At 54.0% G+C, this 17197-nt stretch carries 12 protein-coding genes; 11 read left to right on the top strand and 1 reads right to left on the bottom strand.

The window, feature by feature from the left end; translation table 11 throughout:
* The first annotated feature begins 256 nt into the window (after window positions 1-256).
* From HX851_RS24840 to HX851_RS24820, 5 genes are all read left to right on the top strand, one after another.
* Window positions 257-3184, top strand: coding sequence for an FAD-binding and (Fe-S)-binding domain-containing protein (locus HX851_RS24840; protein WP_177066217.1), 2928 nt, complete (start codon window positions 257-259; stop codon window positions 3182-3184).
* Window positions 3185-3231: 47 nt separating this feature from the next.
* Window positions 3232-4782 carry a PucR family transcriptional regulator gene (locus HX851_RS24835; RefSeq protein WP_177058623.1) on the top strand — a complete coding sequence of 517 codons (1551 nt, stop codon included), beginning with the start codon at window positions 3232-3234 and terminating at the stop codon, window positions 4780-4782.
* A gap of 228 nt (window positions 4783-5010) precedes the next feature.
* Entirely contained in the window at window positions 5011-6291 is a 1281-nt protein-coding gene (gene gabT, locus HX851_RS24830) for a 4-aminobutyrate--2-oxoglutarate transaminase (protein ID WP_177058625.1), read from the top strand.
* Window positions 6292-6332: 41 nt separating this feature from the next.
* Window positions 6333-7787: an NAD-dependent succinate-semialdehyde dehydrogenase gene (locus HX851_RS24825; protein WP_177066216.1), complete on the top strand. Its 1455-nt coding sequence runs from the start codon at window positions 6333-6335 to the stop codon at window positions 7785-7787.
* Between the two features lie 598 nt (window positions 7788-8385).
* On the top strand, window positions 8386-9633 hold the full coding sequence (locus HX851_RS24820; RefSeq protein ID WP_177058629.1) for an OprD family porin: 1248 nt from the start codon (window positions 8386-8388) through the stop codon (window positions 9631-9633).
* A gap of 37 nt (window positions 9634-9670) precedes the next feature.
* Here HX851_RS24820 and HX851_RS24815 read toward each other — a convergent pair whose 3' ends face one another.
* Complete coding sequence (locus tag HX851_RS24815) at window positions 9671-11443, bottom strand: helix-turn-helix domain-containing protein (protein ID WP_177066215.1); 1773 nt, start codon at window positions 11441-11443, stop codon at window positions 9671-9673.
* 192 nt (window positions 11444-11635) lie between these two features.
* On the opposite strand from HX851_RS24815, the gene HX851_RS24810 reads away from it, so the two are divergent.
* The 6 genes from HX851_RS24810 (at window position 11636) to HX851_RS24785 (ending at window position 17180) form a co-directional block, all read left to right on the top strand.
* Window positions 11636-12229 carry an amino acid synthesis family protein gene (locus tag HX851_RS24810; RefSeq protein WP_177058633.1) on the top strand — a complete coding sequence of 198 codons (594 nt, stop codon included), beginning with the start codon at window positions 11636-11638 and terminating at the stop codon, window positions 12227-12229.
* 214 nt (window positions 12230-12443) lie between these two features.
* Window positions 12444-13433 (top strand): flavin reductase family protein, encoded by a 990-nt coding sequence (locus tag HX851_RS24805; RefSeq protein ID WP_177058635.1) that lies wholly within the window; start codon window positions 12444-12446, stop codon window positions 13431-13433.
* Window positions 13434-13443: 10 nt separating this feature from the next.
* Complete coding sequence (locus tag HX851_RS24800) at window positions 13444-14955, top strand: aldehyde dehydrogenase (RefSeq protein WP_177066214.1); 1512 nt, start codon at window positions 13444-13446, stop codon at window positions 14953-14955.
* A gap of 22 nt (window positions 14956-14977) precedes the next feature.
* Window positions 14978-16048 carry an LLM class flavin-dependent oxidoreductase gene (locus HX851_RS24795; RefSeq protein WP_177066213.1) on the top strand — a complete coding sequence of 357 codons (1071 nt, stop codon included), beginning with the start codon at window positions 14978-14980 and terminating at the stop codon, window positions 16046-16048.
* A complete protein-coding gene (locus tag HX851_RS24790) occupies window positions 16045-16866 on the top strand; it encodes an alpha/beta fold hydrolase (protein WP_177058641.1) in 822 nt (273 codons plus the stop codon). Before HX851_RS24795 ends, HX851_RS24790 begins: the two co-directional genes overlap by 4 nt.
* Window positions 16866-17180: an NIPSNAP family protein gene (locus tag HX851_RS24785; protein ID WP_177066212.1), complete on the top strand. Its 315-nt coding sequence runs from the start codon at window positions 16866-16868 to the stop codon at window positions 17178-17180. The genes HX851_RS24790 and HX851_RS24785 overlap by 1 nt, the downstream gene beginning before the upstream one ends.
* Window positions 17181-17197: the final 17 nt, after the last annotated feature.

The following is a 17197-nucleotide window of genomic DNA, read 5'->3' as shown; positions in this document are numbered from 1 at the left end:
ATCGCTACCTCTCGGTTCATCCATCGTTCGACTATGGCCATTGTTGCCACTGCCAATGCCCATCCCGGCGCATTCAGCGACCGCTTGCTCCTATCTACAGTAGGAATATTCGGGCCTCTATTGCTCCTTTGAGGCGGAGATAGCAGGGCGTCAAGAACTATAAAGTGCTAAGCCTGTATCGCAGCTTCGGGCGACGGCATATCGCGGGCCCGGGAGGCGAGCAACAGGTATCCAGCGACAGAAGACAGGCTCTCCGATGCATAGCATGATTTTCGCTCAGCAAGATCTCAACGTACTAATGACTCTCCGTGCAAGACTAGGGACGGAGACGACAGCTGAGGTGCGCTTTGATGCAAGTACTCGCGCAGTCTATGCATCCGAAGCTTCTAACTATCGCCAATTGCCCATTGGGGTCGTGATCCCTAGAACGATCTCAGACATCGTCACTACCGTGCGGCTATGCAGGGAAGCGGGATTGCCGATCTTGCCTCGTGGCGCGGGCACCTCAATGTGTGGGCAGGCAGTGAACGCCGCGGTGGTAATCGACACGTCCAAATACCTGAATGTCATCACGAGCATCGACCCCGTTCAACGCACGGCGTGTGTTCAGCCTGGTGTGATTTGCGATCAGCTGAAAAGCGAGGCTGCCAAGGTCGGACTTACATTTGGCCCGGATCCAGCGACACATAGCCGCTGCACACTGGGGGGCATGATAGGCAACAACTCCTGCGGTGCCCATTCGGTAATGGCAGGTAAAACCGTGGAAAACGTAGAAAGGCTCGAAATCCTTACCTACTGCGGGGAACGTTTCTGGGTAGGGCCCACAGACGAGGCAATCTATCAAGAACACCTCGCGGCCGGCGGGCGGCGAGCTGAAATCGTGATGGGTTTGAAGGCTCTGGTGGATGAATACGAGGATGAGATCAGGGAAGAATTCCCAAAGTTGAAACGTCGAGTATCAGGCTACAACCTTGACCAGCTTCTCCCCGAAAATGGGTTCAACATTGCCCGAGCGCTAGTGGGCGTGGAGGGTACCTGCGTCACCGTGCTTCAAGCCCAGACGCTTCTCGTGAAAAATCCTACGCACCGCGTGCTGGTTGTTCTGGGGTTTGACGATATTTACCAAGCCGCCGATTCAGCGCCTCATTTGCTGCCATTGAGTCCAATTGCGATGGAGGGGCTGGACGATGGAATTATCGGTGGCCTGAAAGAGCGAGGCATGAAGCTCGATGACATAGCCGAACTGCCTCGTGGCAATGCCTGGCTCATGGTCGAGTTCGGAGCGCAGTCGCACGAGGATGCAACCGCTATGGCTCGGGAGGCTGTGCGTATCGCCCCGCATCTTCCGGGGCGCCCGAACGTCAGGCTGATCACAGATGGTGAGCTGATGAATCGCATCTGGACGATCCGGGAAACGGGCGCGTCAGCCACATCACTCGGCCTTGACCCCAATAGCCCTGACCCTGTGGTGGGGTGGGAGGATGCTGCCGTTGAGCCTGAACATCTAGGCAAATACCTACGTGACTTCAAGAAGATCGTGAGCAAATACGGCTATAAGACCAATCTGTACGGCCACTTTGGTGATGGCTGCATTCATTCCAGAATTACCTTTGACCTGAAATCGAAACACGGTATCGCGGACTGGCGAGCTTTCCTCAATGAAGCGGCTCACCTGGTCGTGCGATATGGAGGTTCTTTGTCCGGTGAGCATGGCGATGGTCAAGCCAAAGGCGAGTATCTGCGAATCATGTATTCAGACCGGATCATGGGCGCTTTTGCCGAGTTCAAAAGTTTATGGGATCCGCTCAACCGCATGAATCCAGGGAAGCTGATCCATGCGATGCCGGTAGATGCGAACCTGCGGATGGGGCCGGATTATCAACGGAGGCACGTTGCGAGTCAGTTCACCTACGATTCTCGCTTGGGAGATAAGGGGCTTGCTCGGGAGACTGAGCGTTGCATCGGTATGGGCAAGTGCAGATCCCTAGAAGGCGGGACGATGTGTCCGAGCTTTCGCGCTACCCGGGAAGAAAAGTACTCCACGCGGGGGCGCGCTCGGTTGTTCTTCGAGCTCTTGAAGGGCGAGGTCATCCAGGATGGCTGGCGGAACGAAGAGATAAAGGACTCGCTGGATCTCTGTCTTTCGTGCAAGGGATGCAAAACAGACTGTCCCACAAACGTGGATATAGCCCGCTACAAAACGGAGTTCCTCTCCCGCTATTACGAGCATAAGCGTCGCCCGATCATGGACATGACGATTGCTTACATCGGCTCATGGTTGCCGTACGCGACGAAGTTTTCCTCAGTGCTCAACTATGCGATGAAAAACCCAGCAGTACGGGCTGCCGGTTCGCTCGTCGGTCTTGCCAAAGGCGCCAAATTCCCCCAAATCGCCAAGGCCAGCTTCCGCGACGGTGACACAGCCAAGCGCTTGATCGGTACCGAAATAAGTTCTGCGAAAGAAGTGCTCCTTTGGGTCGATAGCTTCAATAATGGCTTTACCCCTCAGGTGCTTGAGGCGGGCGTGGAGGTTCTAGAAACCTTGGGCTTTAACGTCCGACTGATGAAGCGCCATATATGCTGCGGGCGACCGTTTTACGACTCAGGGATGATTGATCAGGCTCGTTCGAATCTTCTTCAGATCCTCGATCAATTGGCGCCTGCCCTGGATCAAGCGATGCCGGTGGTCGTTCTTGAGCCCAGTTGCTTATCGGTGTTCAGGGATGAAATGCCTTCTCTGCTACCTGAGAACACTCAGGCCCAGCAACTCAAGCGTTCGATCATGACGCTCAGTGAATTCATTCAACTACAAGGGGTGACCCTCCCAGACATCAACCAAGATGTCCGCATCCATGGACATTGCCATCAGAAATCATGCGGCGGCATGGGCGGCGAGCAGGGCGTTCTGAACAAACTGGGAGGCAGGGGCAAGGTGATTGCTGCGGGTTGCTGTGGCCTCGCTGGCGCTTATGGGTATCACGCCAAGACAGCGCCAATCGCCAAAATCATCGGCGAGAAAGAATTTAAGCCGGTCATCGACGCGATACCCGATTCAACTCCAGTTGTAGCCGATGGGTTCAGTTGTCGCGGGCAGATTCGGAACATTTGCGGGCGTGAGCCTTTGCACCTGGCTGAATACCTTTCTCAGGTGCTGATCTCGCAAGACATTCGCAAGGAAGGCTGACCAGCTAAACATCTCATGCCTCTCTAACTCAGCTACGAAAGGTGTCTATGAAACTGGTCACTGCCATGGAACAAACAGTGCTGCGCGAAGCTACCATCGTTGCCGGCAGCGGTGCCATGAATCGTGAAATCACCTGGGTGCACATCGTAGATCATCCAGACATCACGAACTGGCTCAAGCCAGGAGATCTGCTTCTGACCACAGGCTACAACTGGCCGGAAAATGATGAAGAGTCTCGCAGCATGGTTAGGGAGCTCGCGGGGTTAAGGCTCGCAGGGGTTGTGTTGGCCGTACCCCATTTCCGAGAGCACTTTTCTGCCGCTGCAATTGATGAGGCCAACAAGCTCGATCTGCCATTGCTGGAGCTTCCGTGGGATGTCCACTTCAGCCAGATCACTCAGGATGTACTCGCCCGTATAATCGATATGCAGGCTGAAACGATCCGTCGCAGCGACCTCATCCATCGAACCCTGACCGCCGCCAGCAACCTCGACGGTGTTGTCACCGCCCTGCGGCGCTCACTGGAGAAAGATGCCACCATCGTTTCAATTGGTGGGGACGTCATTGGGACATCCCGACTCGCCATCCGTGACGCAGAGGAACGAGCGTTGCTGGCCAGGCTGACGAAGCGGGAGTCTTTACCTCACCTTTTTCGTACAAATGCACCTTTCATTTTCAAAGATCCAAGCGCCCCTGCTGGCCGACTTGCGGTGCCCATCAGAACCAATGACGAAATTCTAGGCGTGCTTTGGCTGGATCAAAGTGAAGGCGTGTTCGAAGAACTCGATTCCAAGGCTATCGAGCACGCTGGGGTCATTGCAGCCCTTCATTTGACACACCAGCGCGAGCTATCTGATCTTGAAACCCGCCTTGGATATGCATTCGTCGCGGGTTTGCTAGAAGGTAAGTTCTCCGCTACACCCAGCGCTATCGAGCGCGCCAAGGCATCGGGCTGGAGTGAAAACCGAGGCTATCGCGTCTGTCTGTTGCTGCTTGATGAGCCAATCCCACTGAGCATGGAAGGATTCACACGGAGGACTCGGTTGACAAACCGGGTTGCCCAGGTGCTTCAGGATTTCAACTGTCCGCCCTTAATCTCGGTCTCCTTGAACCAGATAAGCTTTCTTCTTCCAGGGGAGGTGTCGGCCGATTCAATCTGGAGGACTCTACGGGATGAGGGTGGGGCACTTGCCGTCAGCCGTTTGCATTTCGGTGTGGCTGGCATGGCAGTCGGGGCTGAAGACGTCGCGGCCCTAACCCCGCTGCTCAAACCAGGCAGGTTGCACAGTTTCGACGAGGTGCTTTTTTCCCGAGCCCTTATGGGGGATCCGGATGCCCGTCGCCTTTTGGTGGAGAAGCTGATACTGCCGCTCGAATCACCTAAACGTGGAAACTCGCTGACTGATACCGTGATGACGCTGGCAACTGAGGGCTTCCAGCTTTTGCATGCGGCGCGCGCCCTTGGTATTCACATCAGCACGCTGCGCTATCGCCTTGGCCGGATTGAGGCAATCCTCGGGCTCGCCCTGGATGATCCAGAAGCGCGGTTCAAGCTACAGGTGGCTTGCGAGATGTTCAGTCTCATGTCTGAGCGATAGCTCTGCCACTCTGCACTGGGAGCTTGCTCCAGCCGTGCAAAGCAAAAGGCCAGTAGGCAATGACGCTCATCATCCACCGCCCTTAAGTCAAATAGGCAACACCATAGCTGACTTGTTTCGGTCGGCAAAAACGGAGGAAATTATGCTGTTTACTTCCTACTTTACGTAGGTAGTTGCGTCAGCGCGTGGTCAATAGCATGGCGGCACTGACACAACACGGTGACCGCTATGTCCTCCCCAGAAACCTCAGCTTCTCGCATCAAGCAACACATCTCGAACGGCGTGGCTATCGCACACCCGATCACCATTAGCCGTGCGGCTGGCGCCTATGTATGGGACGACCAAGGGAAAAAATACCTGGACTTCGTCGGCGGCATCGGAGTTCTGAACGTCGGTCACAACCATCCTCGGGTGGTCGAGGCCGTGCGTAATCAGCTTGGGACTTTCTCCCACGTCTGCTTCCAGGTTGCAGCCTACGATCAGTATGTCGATCTGGCCTCCAAACTTAATAACCTGATTGGCGGTGACGAGCATTACAAATCGGTGTTCTTGACCACGGGTGCAGAAGCTGTCGAGAACGCCGTCAAAATTGCACGGGGTCACACCAATCGCCCAGGCGTGATCGCATTCCGTGGTGGGTTTCACGGTCGCACGTTGATGGGCATGACACTCACTGGAATGAGCCAACCTTACCGGCAGAATTTCGGCCCACTCGCCCCGGACATCTACCACGTGCCGTACCCAAATGAGTACCGTGGCGTGACGACTGAAAAGGCGATGGAGGCCCTGCAAGAGGTGTTTGACACCCAGATTGCAGCCGACCGAGTTGCAGCCATTATCATCGAGCCGGTGCAAGGCGATGGTGGTTTCGTCGCAGCGCCTGTGGAGTTCATGCGTGCGCTGCGCAAAAAAACCGAAGAGCTTGGCATCGTGCTCATCTGTGACGAAATCCAGACAGGTTTTGGCCGCACTGGCAAGCTGTTCGGCTTCCAACATTCCGGCATCCAGCCAGACCTGGTCACCGTGGCCAAGAGCCTGGCAGGCGGCTTACCAATTTCTGGCGTGGTGGGCCGCGCCCACATCATGGATGCTCCTAAACCTGGCGGGCTTGGTGGTACCTACGGTGGCAACCCACTCGGATGCGTTGCAGCGCTGGAAGTTATCAAGATCTTCGAAACGGAGAACCTGCTGGAGCGCAGCCAAGCTATCGGTGCGCAATTGCTTGATGGCTTTCAAGCCCTGGAGAGGCGCTTCAAGAGCATCGGCAACGTACGCGCCATTGGCGCAATGGCTGCGGTTGAGCTCGTTTCAGATCGCCTGACGAAGGAACCGGATGCAGGCTTGGCCCAACGCATCCTCGACGCCGCACGCCAGGAAGGCCTGCTGCTCATCAAGTGCGGTGTTCACCGCAACGTCGTTCGGTTCATCTGTCCTCTGGTCATCTCCGAGCAGGATGTCGCTGAGGCGCTGAGTATGTTCGAGCGCGCATTGTTGGCAGCTGGCGCCTGAAGCCCGTCTCCTAAAAACTGCAGTCGTTGGAGCATGTATTTGTGAATACCAAAGTAAACAGTGCCGCAAGCGGATTATGGGCGTTGCCGTCGTTGCCTGAGGGCAGCGCGGAAGGTGGCCTGTATGATGTTGTAAACCCAGCAACACAAGACGTCTTCGCCCAGGTTCCTGATTGCGTCGAGGCGGATGCGAAACGGTTGGCTGACGTCTCTGTTGCGGCCTTTGATAGCTGGAAGCGTACGACGGCTTACCACCGGAGCCAGCTGCTTCGTAAATGGTTTGACCGGATAGTGGCGGGGGCGGATGAGGTTGCTTCCGCGATCAGTCAGGAAATGGGTAAGCCGATCAAGGAAGCCCTGGGTGAGGTCATGTACGCCGCCGGCTTTACCGAGTGGTACGCCGAGGAAGCCAAGCGACTGTATGGTGAAACCTTCTCAAGCCAGCACGAGCACAAGCGCCTCTACGCGAGTCGCCAAGCCGTTGGGCCAGTGTACGCCGTTACGCCTTGGAATTTCCCTGCGGCGATGATCACGCGCAAGGTTGCGCCGGCTTTGGCAGCAGGCTGTACAGTGATCGTGAAGCCTGCAGAACAATCGCCAATCACTGCGATTCTGCTTGAGAAATACTGGCGAGAGGTAGGAGGCCCGGAGGGTACCCTGCAAGTCATCACGTCCATTCAACCCGCCGCTGTCTCGAACGTGTTTTTCAAGGACAGTCGCATTCGGAAGCTGACCTTCACAGGCAGCACCGAAGTGGGCGTGCTCCTATACCGTCAGTCGGCGGAGACGATGAAGCGAGTTTCACTGGAGCTAGGTGGCCATGCTCCTTTCATCGTATTTGGCGATGCAGACATCGACCGCGCTGCAGACGAAATCATGGCGTGTAAATTTCGCAATGCTGGTCAAACTTGCGTCTGCACCAATCGCATTTACGTACACAAATCGGTGAGCTCCCAGTTGATTGAGGCCCTGGCAGCCCGTGTTGGTGCGTTGAAGGTTGGTAATCCGGCCGACGACGGAACGCAGATTGGCCCGCTGGTAGACGCCCAGGGTCTCACCAAGGTTCGAGAACATGTCGAGGATGCCGTCAGCAAGGGCGCCCGAGTGGTCGTCGGTGGGAAAACCCTTGGTGGCCTTTTCTTTGAGCCGACCGTGCTGTGTGATGTGGCTCCCGGTATGCGGATACTCGAAGAGGAGACATTTGGGCCCGTTGCCCCGATTTTGGAGTTCGAGTCGATCGACGAAGTGGTGGACGCCGCTAACAGCAGCCCTTATGGACTGGCAGCGTATCTGTGGACGAAAGACCTTGATACTGCCCACCGTGTTTCCGAGCGTCTGGACTTTGGTCTCATCGGTATCAACGACGGTGCTCCTTCTACAGCTCAAGCCCCATTTGGCGGTATGAAAATGAGCGGATTAGGCAGAGAAGGGGGGATGTGGGGCATTCAGGAATACCTGGACACCAAGTTTGTGTCAGTAGGGCTTGCCCCTCTGTAACGGCCACCCTGCGCAACTGCGCAGGCTAGCACTCCGTTGCTATCGTGGCGTAGACGTCCCCTCCAAGTTAAGGCTTGGAGGGGATTTTTTATTGATGATCCCAAACTGCGTCAGCGCAGGGGCAGAAAAAATTCTTCGGGAAATTTAGATTGGTTCCCTACCAGCGGGGCTAGCCCGGTGGTGCGATGCCGGCCAGATGGCAGCACTCACTCTCCATGGAGTCGCATCCAACCACGTGGCTCTCTCCCGCGACTCGCGCCCCAATCGCTAGCATCGCATTAACCGTTCCTCCTACATTACGGAGGAAAATTGATATGCGTTGTTCTTGGTAACGTAGGTTGTGAGAGTGCTACTCGGAAAATACGATACAAGTGCCATCAGGAACTGATGGTGGCTGCACTCCCTTCCCTCTAAGAACCCATTTAATGATGGCTGGGCATATTAGCCATAGAACTAGACAGGATACTTAACTGTTCTCCGCCAAGTATGCCACAAGAGCATCTGGTGTTGCGTTCAAGCAATACTTAGCCGGAATAAGCTCAGGCTTTTTTCGAACAATATGCCTTCGCGATTAAAAATAGAACTAGGAGCGTTTCAGATGCGGAAAGCTAAGATGGGCGTCGCGGTTGCAGTAGTGGCAATGAGTGGTCAACAATTTGCTTGTGCCAGTGCGCAATCCGATTCCAAAGGTTTTGTCGATGATACGAAAATTGTTGTTAACGCGCGCAATATGTATATGCAGCGTGACAACAGAGCATCTGGGGCGGCTCAGAATTATGGGGAAGAGTGGGCTCAGGGCTTCATAGGTACGATAGAATCAGGATTTACCCAGGGGACAATCGGATTCGGTGTCGACGCCCTTGGAATGTTGGGTCTCAAGCTGGATACCGGCGACGGTCGCACGGGTGGCGGTACGGCGCTGCTTGAGCAAGATGGCCATGGGGCGAAGGATGAGTATTCGAAGGGCGGTGGGGTTTTCAAGGCCCGGATCTCTAATACCGTACTGAAGTACGGCACACAGATCGTAACGCTGCCCATTTTGAATATGAACGATACTCGCTTGCTCCCGGAGACAGTCGATGGTTTTTCGTTGGTCAGCAAAGAAATAAAAGACCTTCGAGTGGACGCCGGCCATTTCACAGCTCTAACCAACCGGAACCAATCTTCCCATGACAGCCAACGGATGACAGCCGTTGATTACTTAGGGGGGACTTATAAGTTCACTGACAGGCTGTCAAGCGGCCTGTACTATGCAACGACAGAAAACTACTACAAGAAACTCTACGCGAATACTTCCTATCTGTTGCCGTTTAACCAAAGTCAAAGTCTGAAATTCGACTTTAACGGCTATCATACCGAAAGCATTGGCGATGAGCGTAGCGGAGATCTGGATAACAATATTTGGAGCTTCGCCACAACATTCAAGACCGGCGCACATCAATTCATGGCAGCGTACCAACAGGTCAGCGGTAAAGGTGACTACCTGTACGGCGCAGACGGTGGAGCAAATTACTTTTTTGCAAACTCCGTTCAGTACTCTGACTTTGACTATGAGGATGAGAAATCTTGGCAGCTACGGTATGACCTGGACATGACATCATTCGGGGTGCCAGGCCTGAGCTTCATGACACGATACGTGAAAGGGTATGACTTTAAAAATGGTCGGGGGGTTGACCTCGACGGTAAGGCTTGGGAGCGAAATATCGAGGGCCGCTATGTCGTGCAGAGCGGGGTGGCTAAAAACCTGACGTTCCGAGTGCGTCAGGCTAGCTACCGAAGTGATGACCGTGGAGGAAAGATCGACGAGATCCGTGTTATCACTGAATACCCTATCAATATCTTCTGACTTCACCCTCCCACCTGTCTTTACAGGTGGGAGGGCATTATGCAGAAATGATCCTGCTCAGACGTATTGCCAGTTCATAAGAGAAACGTTTCTCAGGCGACTCCAAATCGACATCAAACAGCTCTTTTATTCTTGAAAGACGATATCGGAGTGTCGTGACATGGATCTCCATTGAGTCTGCGCATGCCTGGGGTTTGCAGCTCTCGTTTAAGAAGCATGAGAGGGTTTCGACATAGTCTGTTTTGTTCGCCTGGTCATATGCTGTCATGGCTCCAACACTGTCATTAACGAATGCTCGGACATCTTCACCTCCCGCTGCGGCGATCAAAATTGGCATTGGCCCAAAATCTTTATTCGACAGCGGGCCTCTGCGCCCGAAAATTTTGGCGATATCAATGATTCTCTTGCATCGCTCCCAGGCCAGGGAGTAGTCGCCTAGTTGATGACAAGCTGAGCTTGCCACGGCAATTGGTTCTGCTTCCAGATAATAGCTGAGATCATCGGTGATCTGTTTGATTACCTTTTGCAGCTTTTTATTGGAGTTATCTCCCTGATAAGGAAGGGCACATACCAGTCCATGTTCGGTTGTGATGACGCTGGGATCAATGCTTGCACGCTGTAAGATCCTGACCACATTCTGGCTTAGATTAAGCGTAGGCTTAATTACCGCTTTGTTGGCGGGCGAAAAATCGATCACGATGAGTTGCTGAGGGATGTCAAGGTTCACATTCAATCTTTTCGCACGTTGCCGAATGTCAGCATCATCGCGCCAGCGCCTCTCAAATATCTCGAAAAACAGCTCGGTTAAACTGCGGTTTTCAAACCTGAACCTAATGAAACTGCGCATCATCTGAACGCTCAGAGCAAATTTCGCGCTCTCAAGCATAATCTGATTCAGCTCAGTCAATGCAGTGGCAGGAGAAAACAAGACCAATGCGCCGACGAGTTCGTGGTCGATCATGAGTGGCTCGATTCGCACCCTGGACGTGAAGTTTCTGGTGCCATCGTCTAGGAACAACTGCACAGAATCGCGAATTGATAGGCTCAAAGACTCTTGGCAGGTCTTGCTGATCTGTGTGCTGAGAGCGCCTGACGCTGCTTTCTGCCAAGTACTGTCGTCGAACAGCAAAGCATCAGGCGACCTGCCAGCGATAACTTGATTGGCGTTGAAGTCGACGGCCACAACGGGTGTAGAGAGCAAGCTTCCGACCATTAGAGAAATAGAGGAAACGGAATTCTCGGCCAGCACGTGCTCTAGCAAAGTGGTGTGGACGCGCAGTGCCTGCTGCATCTGCTCAGCGGTTGAGCGCTGAGCTTCAAGTTGGTGTTCGCGGGCAACAGCGATCGCGCCCAGGTGCACAATCATTCCTAGGAAAGCGAGGTCTTCCTCTGACAGTGGCTTGATGTGCCGTGACAAGACACTCAACACCATAGGTCGGCCTTCGTAGTCTTTGCACCCCATTGGCATGACCACTACGGTTCGGTAATCCCGTTCATAAGACTCGGATTTATATCCAGAGTATTCGCTTTCCCGGACGTCTTCGATGTAGACCGGTTCGTTGAGTTGAAGCGCAGTAACTGCGGGGCTATGTGAGAGCTCCCACTGACCTATGAGAGGCTTTATAATCAGCGTGGGGTCATGTCTTGCAACGACATACGCGAACCCTGCCGCCATGTCGATGGCCATGATCGATCCCATGGCCCAGTCGGCATGCTCACAACTGACCCTGACAAGCTGTGAGAGGGTGTCGTCCAGGTTCGCGCCGGAGTTGATCTGGCTTGCGATATCTCGAAGGGATACCAGCTGCATTGTAGTGTTCAAGAACTTCACCGTTATTACCCTCAAGCAGCGAATATGACGGTCGTAAATCGCGTTTGGTAGCGCGATACAGAGTGAAATATTCCTCCATTCTACGTCGATTCGTAGGAAGCGTGGGGGCGGGGGCTCCCGTAATCTCGTCACCACATCCCACGAGATTGGCTGATAAGGAGCAACGAACTGATGAGTTTGAACGTCCGCAAATACTGCACGTTTATCGAGCAAACCTTGATTGAGGGGAGTAAGGAGGCGGAACGCCCAATTACCATGGTTGTGGTAGCTGCGATCCTGAAGAACCCTTGGGCTGGTCAAGGGTATGTTGACAATCTGCGTCCTGAAATCTTGCGCATTGCACCAGGTTTGGGCAAAGAAATGACAGACCGGCTCATCGCCTTGATGCCTGCTGCCCAGATCGAGGCGTATGGCAAAGCGGCGTGTGTAGGTACTAACGGTGAGATCGAACATGCCTCCGGGCTGATCCATACCCTGCGTTTTGGGAACATGTTCCGCGAGGCGGCAGAGGGCACCGCCTACCTCAGCTTCACCAACGTTCGTAACGGCCCTGGTGCGCTGATTTCGGTACCCATGGTGCACAAGACCGAAACCGGTAAGCGTTCCCACTTCCTGACAGCGCAGTTCCAGGTCGCGGATGCCCCAGGCCCTGACGAGATTCTCGTAGCTATCGGCGCAGCGGATGGTTCTCGCCCTCATCCCAGGATCGCTGATCGCTTCCAGGATATGGCAGAGATGGAAGAGGAAAAATCCAACAAGGCTTGAGCGCCACTTCTGTATCGCCATGAACCCCTGGTCGGTCTCCGATCAGGGGTTTCCACATTTTTGAGGATTCGACCTCCGCACCGGGCCGCGCAATATGGAATTTGCCTGCATCGAACCGGAGGAAAAATAGTTATGACGCTGCGTTTTTTCGTAGGAGAGACAAGCTTTTTGGAGGGGTAGCCTCTCTAGCAAGAGAAGCAAAAGGAAAGTCGCCATGACTACCAGTACCGCCCCAGTTCAGCACACGGAAATCGACCCCAAGGCATTGCGTCAGGCTTTCGGTACTTTCGCTACCGGCGTCACCGTGATTACCACCAGTGACCCAGAGGGTTTGCCGCGAGGCATGACCGCTAACTCTTTCACCTCCGTTTCACTCGATCCGCCACTGCTGCTGGTTTGCGTCGCCAAGGCAGCTGCCAGTTATCAAGCGTTTAGCGAGAGCGCGAGCTTCGCCGTCAATGTGCTCCATGAGGAACAGTTGGACGTATCCAACAAATTTGCGTCCAAAGCCACGGATAAATTTGAAAGTGTTCGCCATGACAAGGTTCACACCGGCGCGCCCATCCTGACCGATAGCCTCACTTGGTTTGACTGCACCACGCACAATCGTGTGGATGCAGGAGATCACATCGTGCTCATCGGACAAATCCAGGCTTTTGGCACCAGTCCTAAATCACCGCTCTGCTTCAATCGCGGCAGCTACGCGAACTTGGAGAATCCTCTGCCTGAGAGTTGGATTAACTCCCATGGCATGGTGAGTGCCTATCTGATCGAGTCCCAGGACAGCATTTTGCTCCGTAAGGACAGTCAAGGTGGTTGGTCGCTCCCGGAATCACCGAAGCAGAAAGATAAGTTTGAACTGGTCGTCGCTAATAAGAGCATCAGTCTCCTACCTGACAAGACATTCCTCTACTCGATTTTTGACGTAGAAGATAAAGATCCTGGTTATATGGTTTTCAGGGCGCACATTGCTGACTCGGAAACAAAGGATCTGCCAGAAGGGCTTGAGTTTTTCAATGTGAACGGTATTCCGTTCGATGCCATGCCAAGTAATGAACTACGTGCTGTTGTGCGCCGTTACGTCAAAGAGCGACAAGATCAGAAATTCAGCATTTACATGGGGTCTTCGGACGGCGGGCGCGTGGCAGTAATAGATGGAGCAGCCAAGACGTGGGCTGACTTCACTCGTGAACAGCAACTCTGAGGTGTAGACCGTGAAGACCACAGTGAAAACTATTGAAAATTCACGCCTTGATTTGTTTATCAATGGCCAATATGTCACGCCGTCCGCTGAGCGTTATATCGATAGCTTTGATCCAGCAACTGGCGAAGTGTGGTATCAGTTCGCTGAGGCGAATGCGAGTGATGTGGACGCAGCGGTTCAGGCTGCACGCAATGCCTTCAGAAGTCCCGAGTGGCGCCGGATGACGCAGACCGATCGGGGCAAGCTTGTACGCCGTCTTGCTGAGCTGATCGCGGCGAACGCCGAAGAGCTGTCCCTGTTGGAATGCCGAGACAATGGCAAGTTGCTGAAAGAAATGCGTGCGCAGATGCGCGCCATGCCTGACTCCTACACCTACTTTGCCGGGATGGCTGACAAGCTTCAAGGCGATACGATCCCGGTTAATAAACTCGACCAGCTTAACTTCAACGTTCGTGAACCGCTTGGCGTGATCGGGATGATCACGCCTTGGAACTCGCCCTTGATGCTCCTGACCGGCACGTTGGCACCTTGCCTCGCTATCGGAAACACTGTGGTCATCAAACCTTCAGAGCATGCAACGGCTTCAACCTTCGCGTTGGCTGAGCTCGCGATGGAAGCTGGATTTCCGGCAGGCGTGATCAACGTGGTCAGTGGGAACGGCGGTGTAACGGGTGAAGCCCTGACTCGCCATCCAGGCATAGACAAGTATGTTTTCACCGGCAGCACCGACACCGGTAAACGCATTGCAGCCAACGCCGCGCAGCATCTGGCTCCCTGCCAGATGGAACTGGGCGGTAAGTCGCCGCACGTTGTGTTTGGTGACGTGGACATCGAGCGGGCAGTAAACGGAGTTGTGTCAGGGATCTTTGCAGCTGCTGGCCAGACTTGCGTGGCCGGGTCGCGATGCTTCGTTGAGGCGACCATTTACGAAAAGTTCGTCGAGGCCTTGGCCGAACGCACGCAGAAGATTCAAGTAGGCCACCCTATGGAAGAGTCTTCGGATGTGGGCCCGCTCGCGCTCAAGGCTCAAGTGGAAAAGCTCGAAGGCTACGTAGCATCGGGTAAGGAGCAAGGTGCTCGGCTCGTGGCAGGGGGTATGAGGCCCAAAGCGGCGGCACTTGCCCGAGGCTGGTACTACGAACCTACGGTGCTTGCCAACGCGAGCAACACCATGGACTTCATGCGAGATGAACTGTTTGGCCCGGTCGTGGGTGTTGTGCCATTCAGCTCTGAAAAAGAAATGATTGAAATGGCCAACGATACCAATTACGGCCTTGCCTCAGGTATCTGGACTCAGGACATCGACCGTGCGATGCGATTCGCCAATCAGATCGATGCTGGCACGGTTTGGATTAACACTTATCGCTCTGCCGCTTACATGTCAGCCAATAACGGTTTCAAACACAGCGGATACGGTCGTCGGGGTGGTTTTGACGTGATGAGAGAGTTTTCACGGGCCAAAAACATCGTCATTGATTATTCCGGCGCTATGCAGGATCCGTTCGTGATTCGTCTCCGTTAATGTTTTTGAAAGGACTACTGTTATGAAATTCGCTCTTGCAATGAGCCTGGAACGTTTCTCCCCATCGACTCCGATGCACGAGACGATCTCGAACATGCTTGAACTGGCACGTATGGCTGACAAAGGTGGCTTCGAAACGCTCTGGACGTCTGAGCACCATACGTTGGAATGCACCATCGCCCCGAATCCATTTCAGACACTGGTGTGGTTGGGTCAACACACGGAACAGATTCGCCTTGGCACCGGCACCATCGCGGCTGCTTACTGGAATCCAATTCGCCTGGCGGCTGAGGCCGCGCTTTGTGACCACCTCACTGGAGGGCGCTTGGAGTTTGGTATCGCGCGGGGGTCGTACCAATACGAATTTGACCGCATGCAGCCAGGAATCGATCAGCGCGAAGGCGTAGGCTACATGAAGGAGTTGCTGCCAGCTGTCAAAAAGCTCTGGCAGGGAGACTACAAGCACGAAGGGCGCTACTGGAAATTCCCGAAAACAGCTGCTGTCCCGAAGCCCGTAAGCGGCCAGCCTCCCATTTGGGTAGCTGCACGAGACCCAGGCACCTTTGATTGGGCGGTGAGCGTCGGCGCGAACATCATGTCCACGCCCTTGGCCATGCCAGTCGCCGAGGTAAAAGCGTTGGGTGAGAAATTCAATAAAGCGGTCAGCGATCACCCAGAAGTCGCGCGTCCTCGCTTCATGATGCAGCGTCGTACATGCGTCTACGAAAAGCCGGATGACTGGGTCGTTCCGGTTCAACACAGCATCGATCATGGGCGTTTCTTCGAAAACCTCATGCAAAACGCTGGCACGGTTACCAATGGTTTTCCAGAGGCTGTGCCCTATGAGGCAGTGAAGGGTAAAGACAACTACAACCCGGACAATATTCGCCGGAACCTGATGTTTGGTACCCCAGATGAAGTGATCACCAAACTGCTGGATTACGAGGCAGCCGGGGTAGACCAGTACAGCGTAGGTCTCAACTTCAACCTGCCATTTGAATTGCAGAAGAAAACCTTGCGTTTCTTCATTGAGGAGATCATTCCGGTCTTTCAAGAGCGGGAGCGTGCGCAACGGTTGAGTTCGAAGCCATGACGGGGTCGGTCTCTGATCGCCAAGCGGTCATCGGCGCAGTTACCCTCAATTATCGCTTGGCCGGGAAGGGTGCGGAACCTTTGGTATGTATACACGGCGTAGGCTCCAGCCTTGAGGCTTGGGAGCCCATCGTTGAATTGTTGAGCGATCACTACCGAATCCTCACGTTTGACCTGAGAGGCCACGGGAAGTCCAGCTTGGTAAGAGGGTTCTACGACACTGACCAAATGGTCGCTGAGGTCGTTGGTTTGGCAAGCATCGTTGGGTTTGATCAATTCAATCTGGCTGGATTTTCCCTCGGAGGCCTCATTGCTCAACGCCTTGCTTTGACCAACCCGGCCAGAGTTAAGCGGCTGATGCTGCTGTCCACGGTAGCAGGGCGAAATGATGAGGAAAGGGCTCGCGTCCAGGCTCGTTTGCTCGCGCTGCAAACCGGTGATAGGGGGTCTCACTACGATGCTTCCCTATCACGGTGGCTAACTGAGGACTTTCAGCTGAAAAACCCCGAGCTAATCCTGAAGCTGCGGGCCAGAAATGCAAGCAATGATCCTGATTGCTACGCATCAGCCTATCGGGTGCTCGCTGAAAGTGACTACGGCGACAACCTCAACCAGATTGATTGCCCAACGTTAATAGCGACCGGAGAGGAGGATAGCGGATCCAATCCACGGATGGCGCGCTTCATGCATGATCAGATTGCAGGCTCCAAACTGGTGATCTTTCCGAAACTGCGGCATTCAATATTAATTGAGGCCCCTGCATTGGTTGCAAAGACGTTGGATGATTTTATGCACGAAACACCCCTGGGAGGTGCGTAATGATAGTAGAGCAACGAACCTACAAAATACGCAACGGCCATATGGCTAAATATCTTCAATTAATCAAAGAGCAGGGCATTTCAATTCAACAGCCCATTCTTGGCCAACTCATTGGCTATTTCACCACCGAAATTGGCCCCCTGAGTCAAATCGTCCATATCTGGGCTTACAAAAGTCTTGAAGATCGTGCGGTTCGCCGTGCGAAATTGGCGAGTGATCCAGCTTGGAAAGATTTTCTTCCCAAGATATCGGAATTGATTGAATCAGCTGAAAATAAAATTCTAATACCTACTGAGTTTTCGCCACTCAAGTAGCTAAGTTTGGACGAGAC

The organism is Pseudomonas gingeri (assembly GCF_013385635.1).
Lineage (GTDB): Bacteria > Pseudomonadota > Gammaproteobacteria > Pseudomonadales > Pseudomonadaceae > Aquipseudomonas > Aquipseudomonas gingeri_A.
This window is presented reverse-complemented; position numbering and strand designations above follow the sequence as displayed.